Raw genomic sequence first — 8957 nt, forward strand, 5'->3', positions numbered from 1 at the left:
ATCTTGCCACTGGTCTCCCAGCGGCGCACGGTCGCGGGCGAAACCCCAAGAGCTTCCGCCGCCTCGCCTATCCTTACTTTGTACACTTTTTTGCTCATGTTTGGCAAAAATGTACAACTTTAATCGCAACAGTTCAAGCCCCCGCCACCAGGTCCAGTCCCCAACGGTCATTGTCGACCACCGCGTAGCCGCCGCCCAGGGTGACGATGGTGGTGCTCATGTCGGTCGCGGCATCAAGGGCGATCTGGCCGGACAGGTTGCCGCGCGGGCCGGTGACCCGGCGCACCCTCGTGGTCTGGCTGCCCATGTCCGTGTACATGAGGTCGCCATAGATCAGCCAGGGGCCCTTGCGTGCCTCGGCCATCAGCATCACGGCCATCTGCAGGTTGCTCAGGTAGCTGTCCGGGCGGATGGTGCCGCTGACATCGACCGGTCGCGCCGTGCGACCGCCAGGGCCGGGCAGTCCGCTGACCACGGTATCGACGGTGCCCGAGATCGCCGGAAACCAGAGATAGGGCACCAGGTTGAAATGCCAACCGCCGTCGTCCGCCGGGGCCGCGTGGGCGGACGCCGCCGCGGCCAGCAGTCCCAGGGCCGCGCGCGCCGGGGCGCGCGAGTGTGTCAGTCGCTTGTTTATCATCTGTCCACCGCCTCTTTCGGGTCGCGCCGAACGGGTGCGGACCGGGCGCCGGGGGACCCATCCCCATCACCCTGGCTCGCAGTCCCGTGCGCAACGTTTTGTTTTTAGAGTCAACCAAAGGTCTGAGCAGGCCGGGTGACGCGCCTGGCCCAGCGGGGCAGTCGCTCGGCCGGCGGATGCAGTCCGGCCTTCGTCGGCAATAATCTATCCTTGATCACCGCATCGCCGATTGACATTTCGCGACATTTTTCGGCGCATCGGCGCCTGGGGCCGCCGGGCGACCATGGGGGTTGCCCCGCGGCTGGGATCAGAGGTGCCGGTGCCCGGCGCGCCAGACGGCGGGGCAGGTCCCGGACCAGCGGCGAAAGGCGCGCGAGAAGGCCGATTCGTCTGCGTAGCCTAAGGGTAAGGGCTAGTTCCAGCAGTGACAATGGGCTGTCGCGTTGTAGACGATGGCGACCGCGCCGTCATAGATCTGAGCGGTCGCGGGTACATCCGGTAGATGGATGACGTACCCGAGGATGGCCGTGTCGCCGTGCTCCCACAGCATCGGTACGGCGCCCTGGTCGTGCAGGTGCAGGTACCGCATCAGGGTGCGCAGTCCGCTGCCCAGGTCGGGCGCGCTGCGCACCAGTGAGGCCACCTGGCCCAAGGCCTCCAGGCCCGCCTGCCGGCCGATCAGCAGTCCCAGATGGGGACAGGCCGCAAGCGTCGCGCAGTGGGCGAGCAGGCGGCCCAGGTCCCGAAAGGGAATGGCGTTTTCCGCGTCGTCGAACAGCCGCGGGTCGATGCCGGCCGCGGCGATGACGGGCTCCGCGGCGAGCCCCATCCCCCTCAGCAGGTCCGGCAGCACGAGCACGGGGGCCAGCCGTAGGGACCCCTCCTCGGGCAGTGCCGGACCGCTCGGCAGGGGACCCGCGGGGCGCTTCGCCTTCAGCGTCTACCCCTGGTATGCGGCCCCCGCGGGCACGCCGAGCCGTGGTCGGCCGCGCGGTCGGCGCTGAGACGCGACGTCTGCCCGGCGAGTGCAGAAAGCCCATTAACAGGCATGGTATCGGTCTCGCGCAAGTGTGATCGGACCACTCGAAAAGGTGGCATGGGAGGCGATTTTTCAAGGGGCTTATGGCACACTGGATCGTTGATTATCCGGCCGCCCCGGCCGCGTTCTCCATCCTACCTGACCAAGAGGCGATATCCATGCGCGTGATCCTGCTCGGCGGCCCCGGGGCCGGCAAAGGTACCCAGGCCGGCTTCATCAAAGAGCACTTCGGCATCCCCCAGATCTCCACGGGCGACATGCTGCGCGCCCACGTCAAGCAGGGCACCGAGCTTGGGAAGGCGGCGAAGAAGATCATGGACGCGGGCGGTCTGGTCTCCGATGACATCATCATGGGGATGGTGAAGGCGCGCATCACCGACCCCGATTGCCGGGCCGGCTATCTCTTCGACGGCTTCCCGCGCACCCTGCCGCAGGCCGATGCCCTGAAGGCGGCGGGTGTCTTCGTCGACGCGGTGGTCGAGATCGATGTCCCGGACGAGGAGATCATCCGCCGCATGTCCGGCCGCTGGGGCCACGCGCCCTCGGGCCGCACCTACCATGTGGTCTTCAACCCGCCCAAGACCGCGGGGTGCGACGACGAAACCGGCGAGCCCCTGACCCAGCGCGAGGACGACAAGGAAGAGACCGTCAAGGCCCGCCTCAAGGTCTATCACGACCAGACCGAGCCCCTGGTCCACTACTATTCCTCTTGGGCCGGCCAGGGCGGTGAGGGGGCGCCAAAATACATCAAGATCCACGGCATCGGTGCCGTTGACGCGATTCGTGCCCAGATCATCGGTCAGCTCGAGTCACTCTGAGCCGACGGGCCTTGGTGCCCAAAAAACCGGGTTGATGCCCGGTTTTTTGTTGTGCGATCTTAATGTAATACACTGATTCCCCTTGAAGTTATCTAGGAAGCTGCGCCTCCCGGGGGATTCTGTTACCATCCGTCAAACACGTTAGTACAGGTGATTCCCATGGCAGTGGTGGAACTCGATAAGGCTGGCTTCGAGGCCGCGATTCAAGACAATGACTTTGTGATCGTGGACTTTTGGGCCCCCTGGTGTGGTCCCTGCCGCTCCTTCGCGCCGGTCTACGACAAGGTCTCCGCCGACTTTGGTGAGATCCTCTTTGCCAAGGTCAATACCGAAGACGAGCAGGAAATCGCCGCCCATTTTCAGATCCGATCCATCCCCACCCTGATGATCTTTCGTGAACAGATCGTCATCTATGCTCAGGCGGGGGCGCTGCCGGAGGGGCGGTTTCGGGACCTCATCAGCAAGGCCCAAGACATCGATATGGCGGAAGAAAAGCGCAAGATCGCCGCCCGACAGGTGGGCGCCGGACCCGACGGCACGCCGCCGTCCGGCCACGGCTGAGGGCGCGGGTCCCGCCCCTGCGGCGTGCCCGACGCCATGACCCAAGTGACCGACTGCCGCTGTCCCTGCCGTGCCGACCCGCCGCAGGCTGCCGTGCTCGCGCCTCGTTGCCCTAACCGTGCGGGCGCAGTGCCCGCCGCGCGCTAGCGATGCAACTCGCCGGCTGCCCCCCCCGGTATCACCGCGACCTGATCGGTCTTGCGTTCGGGCGTCCCACGGTGGGCGACCTGATGACCCTGTGCGAGGAGAATTTTGTCCTCCTGTGCCGACTCGCCCCGCACCTGAAGGACCAGCGCGGGGTCGCGGTCTCGCGGCGCAAGGGCAGCGTCGACCTGTTTCTGCGGGTCGAGGAGCACTCCCGCTACACCAGCCTGATCAGGCTCACCCACCTCTTTTCCGGCACCGACGGCGATGGCGAGCCAAGTCCGGCGGGCGGCGATGAGGGCGGCGGCGGCCTGACCGGACCGCGGGCCGACCCCGATGCCCGTCTGCGGATCTACCACGATGCCCGCCAGGTGGAGGTGCTCGACCTGCGCCAGACCGTCCTGCCCCTGCACGCCGACTATCAACGCCCGGCCCTGGAGTCCAAGTGGCGGGTCAACCTGTTCCTCGGCAAGTGGCTGACCTTTTGTCTGCGCCAGGGGCACCGCTTCGGCCCCGATGGCGCCGTGGTGTCGCTGCCGCAGGGCGGCGACCTGATCGACACCCTGACCTGAGTGGAGTCCGCCCTATGCACGCGATCGAGTTTCAGACCACCGTCCACGACGGTATCCTCCAGATCCCGTTGGAGCACCAGCGGCAACTCAACGGCCGGGACGTGCGCGTCGTCGTGGTCGATACCAAGAGCGAGGGCACAGGGGAGGTCGAGACGCTCTTTGCGCGATTGCGCCGGGTGCGCATCGCGGCCTCGATCAAGATTCCGGCCACTTGGGCTCGCCGGGTGCGTAGTCAGGCCATCCTGGCCTGACACCGTCAGGGCTGGAAGCCCTGACTACGCACGCCGCTGGCCGGGATTACGATCAAGGCCCGCATCGCCGGGCCGGCGGACCTGTCAATCGATCATGATTCCCAGGTGATCGGCAATCAGGATGCTTGAACCGGTCTTTGTCGATACCGGGTACGTCCTGGCGCTGGTCAACGAGCATGACCAGCATCATGCCCAGGCAGTGCTGCTTTCGCAACATTATGACCGTCGCCCGGTCGTCGTCACCGATGCGGTCCTGCCTGAAATCGGCAATGCCCTGTCACGCCTTGCGCGCCCCGCCGCCGCGCAGATCATTGCAGACTTCCGGGAGTCCGCGGGATCGACGGTGGTGCATTTGACCCCCTGAACTGTTCGACGCCGCATTCGCCCTTTACCAACGCCATACCGACAAGACCTGGGGGTTGGGCGACTGTGTCTCATTCGTTGTCATGCGCCGCATGGGGCTCGGGACCGCGCTCGCATTCGACCAGCATTTCATTCAGGCAGGCTTCGTGCTGTCTCGTCTCTGACGCGCTGATCATCACATCACGAAGGCGAAGGGAGAGCGCTCGTGGCTGTCGATCCGGGAACCTGGGGTATCGAACAGTGGAGCTTGGCGATTGCCATCGCCGGGCTGGCATTCGCCTTTAGTCAGCCCTTCGGCTTCCTGCTGCCGAGTGTCTCCCCCGGCACCGGGTTTTGGCGGCTCTGCCGCCAGACCGAGGCGTCAGCGTGAGGTAACACCAGCGGCAGAGCCGCCCAGACGGCATGTCGGCGCGGGCCCTGGCAAGAGGACATTCCCAAGCCCAGGGGCCGTTTACGCTTCGCTTGCCGGCCGTACCTTGCGGACCCACCCCTAAACGACTCCCGAAACGACTCCCGCCAGCGACTCGAAGCCGCCCGTCGTCAGCTCAATGACCAGGAGCGCCCGCCCCTTGGGTCGGAAATTCGGCGCCCGCAGCAGCGGTATCCGCTCGCCATCGGCGCCTTCCGGCAGGAAGGTCGGCATGATGGAACCGGAGTTCTCGACGCAGACCGCGCGTTCGGCGCCCAAGAGGCCGGCCCGGCGGCCTACTGCCTCCAGCAGGCCGTGGGCGAAGACGCAGACCAGTTCACCCGCTGCGCTGACGCCGAGTACGGCATGTAGATAATCTGCGCAACGCGACGGTGCCGGGTCCAGTCCGGCCAGGGCCGCGCGCATGGCGGCGGCGGCCTGCGGTCGGTCGGTATAGAGGTTGGCCGTGAAGGCGTCGTGCAACTGCGCCCAGGCGGCGCGGGTGGCGTCGGTGGCCAGCGGGTGGTTGCCGCGGGGGAGGTCGAAGACGTGTGAGTGGTCCGCGGCCTCGGTGAGGATCGCGTCCAGCAGGGCCGGTTGGTCGAGCCGCTCGTCCAGGACCGGGACCGCGGCGCAGAAGAAATCGGCGGCTGACCAGTCCTCTTGGGAGTCGCCGAGTGCCTGGCCCATGACGAGGCGCCCGTCGCGCGCGCCGATCCCGTAATAGGGACGGCGACTGCGTTGCGGGTCCTCCCCGGCTACCGCATGGCTGCGACCGTCGAGGATCACCGGGCAGCGCAGGTTGACCAGGCTGTTGCGCATCCCGAACGCCAGCAGGGGCCGATCTCCGGTAATCACCCCTTGGTTCACGAGGTACTCAAGGTGCTCGTCCAGGCTGAACTTGGCCTCCGTGGCGGCGGGGCCTTGGCCCAGCAGGTCCTTCTCGTCCAAACGCGCCCCGCTCGCCAGGGCGGGGATGCAGAGCAGTGCCCGGCGGTACTGGCGGACCACCAGCTCGACCCGGGCGCCGAATGAGAAGCTGGGTGGGTTGGGCATGTTGGGTGGGATCAGCCCTCGGGGGCGCGGTTGTGGATCGAATACTGCCAGTGGTCGAAATAGGTCGCCTGCATGTATTCCAGGACGAAGCGGTCTTCCGAGCCCTCGCCGCTGGCGGCGTGGGTGGCGAAGAAGGACTGCTCGGCGTGCAGGACGGGCTGCAGGTGGACGTCGCGCTTCAGATGCAGCAGGAGGTTGTCCTCGTAGCGGCTGGTGAGGCGTGAGTGCAGCACCGTATCCCGCGACAACAGGCGATAGCCGGCGTTGCGGTACATGTCGAGAACGGACTGTGTCTCAAGGTCATAGCCATCGACGAATCCCGGGGCGAAGCGCGCGGGGTCGAGGTAGACGCGGTGAAATACCTTGGGCTTGCCATTGAAGTGACGGACGCGCGCGATGACGAGGAAGGGTTGGTCGGACCCGAGCCCCAAGGCCTCCTGGGCGCGGCACTCGGTGGCGTGCAGAGGGTGTTCGTCGTCGAGCGGCAGCCGGGTGGTGGGCCGCTCCAGGAGCGCAGTCACCAGGCGCTCATGGTGCTGGGCGGCGGTTGTGGAGAAGGAGAAGCGCGGGGAGGCGTCCGTGACGGACGGCAGCGCGACCTCGAAGCCCCCGTCCGGCGTCCCCACGAACTTGGCCTTGGCCACGGCCGCGGCGAGTGCCGTCGCGATCTTCTGCGGTTCGTACTCGAGCCGGACCGCCAGGTCGGCCAGGGGCGGCAGCCGGGTGCCGGGGGCCAGTTTGTCATCAACCACCAACCGGTCCAAGAGCGCTTCGATCGCCACGGTGTCTTTCATATCAACCTGCCAAAGTGGTCTGGAGAATGACTCGGAAAATCGCCCGCTGGGCGATTTTCCGAGTGGGTAAAGATAACACGATCGCCGGTTGCGGGGTTTGGTGCCTGCCAGGGGGCGTCGTTACGAAGCGATTTGAAGGCTGAAGTCTTGGGCTTTGGGGGTGCTCCTCAGGGGGGCGTCGGGCGGAGCCGCGCCTGGTTGGCCTGGAGGTCGCGTACGGCCTCCCCGACCAGGCGGGCGCTGAGCCGGGTGAAGGCGGCGACCATGGCGTCCGGGGTGCTGCCCGCGAGCGGCTCTTCGCCGCTGTAGGTGCGGCTGACCATGGAACCGCGGTCGGCGGAGCGCACCAGGGCCAGGTGCAGGGTGGCGGCCACCCGCGGGGGCTGCTCGGTCGCCAAGTGCTCGAAACGTTCCAGTTCGCCGCCGAGCAGGAAGTCGGCGCGGGCGCGCTCGGCCGGGACCACCACGAATTCAAACACCCGGGCCGCCCGCAGGGCCGCTACCAGGGCGCGGGCCAGGGCGCTGGTGGGTGGTTCCTCCCATAGCAGGTCATCGTAGCGCTGGGTCACCAGGGGCTCGGCCCGGGTGCGGAACAGGACCTGGCGGGCGCCGAGAAAGCCGCGGGCGGACAGGTCGTTGACCAGCAGGATGGCCGGTACCGGGGTGCCGGCCGGGCCTGCCAGGGGCGCCGGGTCCAGGCGGTAGAAACGCTCGGAGCGCAGCGGTGTCGATGACCCGCAACCCGCAAGCCCGCCCAGGGCCAGCAGCAGGGCGAGGACCGCCGGGACCGGGCCGGCCCCGCGGTGCGCCCACCGCGCGATGGTCACTTGAACCATGGTGCCTGCTCCTCGACCTTGCGGCCCTTGATGATGACCGCCGGGTCGCGGCGCAGGTCGCGGGAGAAGGCGGCGAGGTTGCGGCTGGCGTCCTCGAGATTGACGAGGATCGGGGTCAGGGAGGCATTGAGATCCTGCAACAGGCCCTGGGTGTCCTCCAGGGAGCGTTGCAGGGCCGGCTTGTTGTCGCTGACCAGGCCGCGCAGATCACGGGCCAGGTCGCCGTATTGGCGTGCCGTCCCCTTGATCTCTTCGGTGCCGCCGCCGAGCTTGGCGGAGACCTCGGTGAGATTCTTCGACAGGGTCTGGACCGAGTCCAGGATGGCGGCGACCTTCTTGGGGTCGATGGAGGATTCGATGTTGGCGCTGAGCTTCTGCAGGCTCTCGAAGGCCCCCGCCAGGCGGTCGCGGTTGCCCGCCTGGTCGCCGCCGGTCCCGAGCAGGGTCTCGATGGTCTCGATCTGCGCCTTGATACTCGCCAGGGCCGGGGCGATGGTCTCTTTGACCACGCCGTCGAGCGATCGGGTCAGTTCATTGAGCTTGGCCATCAGGTCCGGCTCCCGGGCCCTGGTCATGATCTCATCCCCATCGCGCAGCGTCGTCGGCCGGTCGCTGGGGCGGATCAGGATGGCCTCGCCCTGGAGCAGGCCCGGCGAGCCGAGTTGCGCCAGGCTGTCGGTGGGCACCGGCCAGTCCCGCTTGATGCGCAGGGTGGCGCGGAAGCAGGGCAGGGCCGGGGAGCGCGGCGCGGCGTCGGCGGCGGGCGCCGGGCAGCGCCCGAGCTGCGCGTCCCGCCCGGGGAAGAGCGGGGTGACCCCCTCGACGAGGCCGATCACCTGGCCCTCCTGGATCACCTGGATCCCGTCGCCGAGCCCCGCGGCATCCAGAAAGTAGGCGTGCAGCCGATAGCTCCCGCCGAACAGTCCGGGCATGAGCAGGGCCAGGGCCGCCATGGCGACCGCCGCCATGGCGAGCACGAAGAGCCCGGAGTAGAACAGGTCGCGGTGGCGCCGCCGCGCCTCCCGCTTGCCGGGGGCGCCGATCTCGGGCGGCGAATAGAGTCGTTCCAGGCGGCTCATCGGGGCCTGTTCGGTGGTAATAACCAATGTGCGATCAAGGTGTCAGGTCCCGATTCACCGAGCCGGAGGGAGGCGCGCGCCAACCGCGAGAGCGCGCAAGCAGTTCGTAGTCCGTAGGATGGGTCGAGCGCAGCGAAACCCATCGCCGACGCTCGACGCTCGACGCTCGACGCGAACAAACGCGAGTAGAGTGTAAAGCAGAACCGGCGCGGTTTCACGGCGCGGCGCGCCGCCGCGGTGCGATCAGAACTGATGTGTTAACGCACATGTCGTAGGGTACGCATCGCGTACCCGCCAAGCTGCCACGACCGCCGGCGCCGGGTACGCGATGCGTACCCTACAGCTACTGCACGTTCTCACGGACGGGGCGTCGTTGTCGTTGTCGTTGTCGTAAT

13 protein-coding genes are annotated in these 8957 nt (G+C 67.4%); 6 read left to right on the plus strand and 7 right to left on the minus strand.

Annotated elements, in window-relative coordinates; all coding sequences use genetic code 11:
* The 3 genes from QZY48_RS34600 to QZY48_RS05830 all read right to left on the minus strand — a co-directional run.
* A partial coding sequence (locus QZY48_RS34600) for a MerR family DNA-binding transcriptional regulator (RefSeq protein ID WP_366929626.1) occupies nt 1–98 on the minus strand: 98 nt, incomplete at its 3' end.
* 35 nt (nt 99–133) lie between these two features.
* Nucleotides 134–640, minus strand: coding sequence for a hypothetical protein (locus QZY48_RS05825; RefSeq protein ID WP_295428920.1), 507 nt, complete (start codon nt 638–640; stop codon nt 134–136).
* A 412-nt stretch (nt 641–1052) separates the two neighbouring features.
* On the minus strand, nt 1053–1499 hold the full coding sequence (locus tag QZY48_RS05830) for an AraC family transcriptional regulator ligand-binding domain-containing protein (protein WP_295428922.1): 447 nt from the start codon (nt 1497–1499) through the stop codon (nt 1053–1055).
* 338 nt (nt 1500–1837) lie between these two features.
* Between QZY48_RS05830 and adk the strand changes: the two genes are divergently transcribed.
* The 6 genes from adk (at nt 1838) to QZY48_RS05860 (ending at nt 4758) form a co-directional block, all read left to right on the plus strand.
* A complete protein-coding gene (adk, locus tag QZY48_RS05835; RefSeq protein WP_295428924.1) occupies nt 1838–2497 on the plus strand; it encodes an adenylate kinase in 660 nt (219 codons plus the stop codon).
* Between the two features lie 159 nt (nt 2498–2656).
* On the plus strand, nt 2657–3058 hold the full coding sequence (trxA, locus tag QZY48_RS05840) for a thioredoxin (RefSeq protein WP_295428926.1): 402 nt from the start codon (nt 2657–2659) through the stop codon (nt 3056–3058).
* A 230-nt stretch (nt 3059–3288) separates the two neighbouring features.
* Entirely contained in the window at nt 3289–3774 is a 486-nt protein-coding gene (locus QZY48_RS05845; protein WP_295428946.1) for a DUF1249 domain-containing protein, read from the plus strand.
* 14 nt (nt 3775–3788) lie between these two features.
* The gene (locus QZY48_RS05850; protein ID WP_295428929.1) at nt 3789–4025 is read left to right on the plus strand and encodes a hypothetical protein; all 237 of its coding nucleotides are present in this window, start codon (nt 3789–3791) and stop codon (nt 4023–4025) included.
* 121 nt (nt 4026–4146) lie between these two features.
* On the plus strand, nt 4147–4389 hold the full coding sequence (locus QZY48_RS05855) for a hypothetical protein (protein WP_295428931.1): 243 nt from the start codon (nt 4147–4149) through the stop codon (nt 4387–4389).
* Nucleotides 4390–4593: 204 nt separating this feature from the next.
* A complete protein-coding gene (locus QZY48_RS05860) occupies nt 4594–4758 on the plus strand; it encodes a hypothetical protein (protein WP_295428934.1) in 165 nt (54 codons plus the stop codon).
* A 120-nt stretch (nt 4759–4878) separates the two neighbouring features.
* On the opposite strand, the gene QZY48_RS05865 is transcribed toward QZY48_RS05860, so the two are convergent.
* From QZY48_RS05865 to QZY48_RS05880, 4 genes are all read right to left on the minus strand, one after another.
* Nucleotides 4879–5853: a hypothetical protein gene (locus QZY48_RS05865; protein ID WP_295428936.1), complete on the minus strand. Its 975-nt coding sequence runs from the start codon at nt 5851–5853 to the stop codon at nt 4879–4881.
* Between the two features lie 11 nt (nt 5854–5864).
* The gene (locus tag QZY48_RS05870) at nt 5865–6647 is read right to left on the minus strand and encodes a UTRA domain-containing protein (protein WP_295428939.1); all 783 of its coding nucleotides are present in this window, start codon (nt 6645–6647) and stop codon (nt 5865–5867) included.
* Between the two features lie 167 nt (nt 6648–6814).
* Nucleotides 6815–7483 carry an ABC-type transport auxiliary lipoprotein family protein gene (locus QZY48_RS05875; protein ID WP_295428941.1) on the minus strand — a complete coding sequence of 223 codons (669 nt, stop codon included), beginning with the start codon at nt 7481–7483 and terminating at the stop codon, nt 6815–6817.
* Nucleotides 7471–8589, minus strand: coding sequence for a mammalian cell entry protein (locus tag QZY48_RS05880; RefSeq protein ID WP_295428944.1), 1119 nt, complete (start codon nt 8587–8589; stop codon nt 7471–7473). The genes QZY48_RS05875 and QZY48_RS05880 overlap by 13 nt, the downstream gene beginning before the upstream one ends.
* Between the last annotated feature and the right edge of the window lie 368 nt (nt 8590–8957).

It is taken from the genome of uncultured Thiodictyon sp. (genome assembly GCF_903828115.1).
In the GTDB taxonomy this organism is placed as follows: domain Bacteria; phylum Pseudomonadota; class Gammaproteobacteria; order Chromatiales; family Chromatiaceae; genus Thiodictyon.

Excerpts from the sequence above, each read along its gene's own strand:
- QZY48_RS05825 (WP_295428920.1), bottom strand. The coding sequence starts at position 640 with ATGATAAACAAGCGACTGACACACTCGCGCGCCCCGGCGCGCGCGGCC.
- QZY48_RS05850 (WP_295428929.1), top strand. The coding sequence starts at position 3,789 with ATGCACGCGATCGAGTTTCAGACCACCGTCCACGACGGTATCCTCCAG.
- trxA (WP_295428926.1), top strand. The coding sequence starts at position 2,657 with ATGGCAGTGGTGGAACTCGATAAGGCTGGCTTCGAGGCCGCGATTCAA.
- QZY48_RS05875 (WP_295428941.1), bottom strand. The coding sequence starts at position 7,483 with ATGGTTCAAGTGACCATCGCGCGGTGGGCGCACCGCGGGGCCGGCCCG.
- adk (WP_295428924.1), top strand. The coding sequence starts at position 1,838 with ATGCGCGTGATCCTGCTCGGCGGCCCCGGGGCCGGCAAAGGTACCCAG.
- QZY48_RS05845 (WP_295428946.1), top strand. The coding sequence starts at position 3,289 with ATGACCCTGTGCGAGGAGAATTTTGTCCTCCTGTGCCGACTCGCCCCG.
- QZY48_RS05870 (WP_295428939.1), bottom strand. The coding sequence starts at position 6,647 with ATGAAAGACACCGTGGCGATCGAAGCGCTCTTGGACCGGTTGGTGGTT.
- QZY48_RS05865 (WP_295428936.1), bottom strand. The coding sequence starts at position 5,853 with ATGCCCAACCCACCCAGCTTCTCATTCGGCGCCCGGGTCGAGCTGGTG.
- QZY48_RS05855 (WP_295428931.1), top strand. The coding sequence starts at position 4,147 with ATGCTTGAACCGGTCTTTGTCGATACCGGGTACGTCCTGGCGCTGGTC.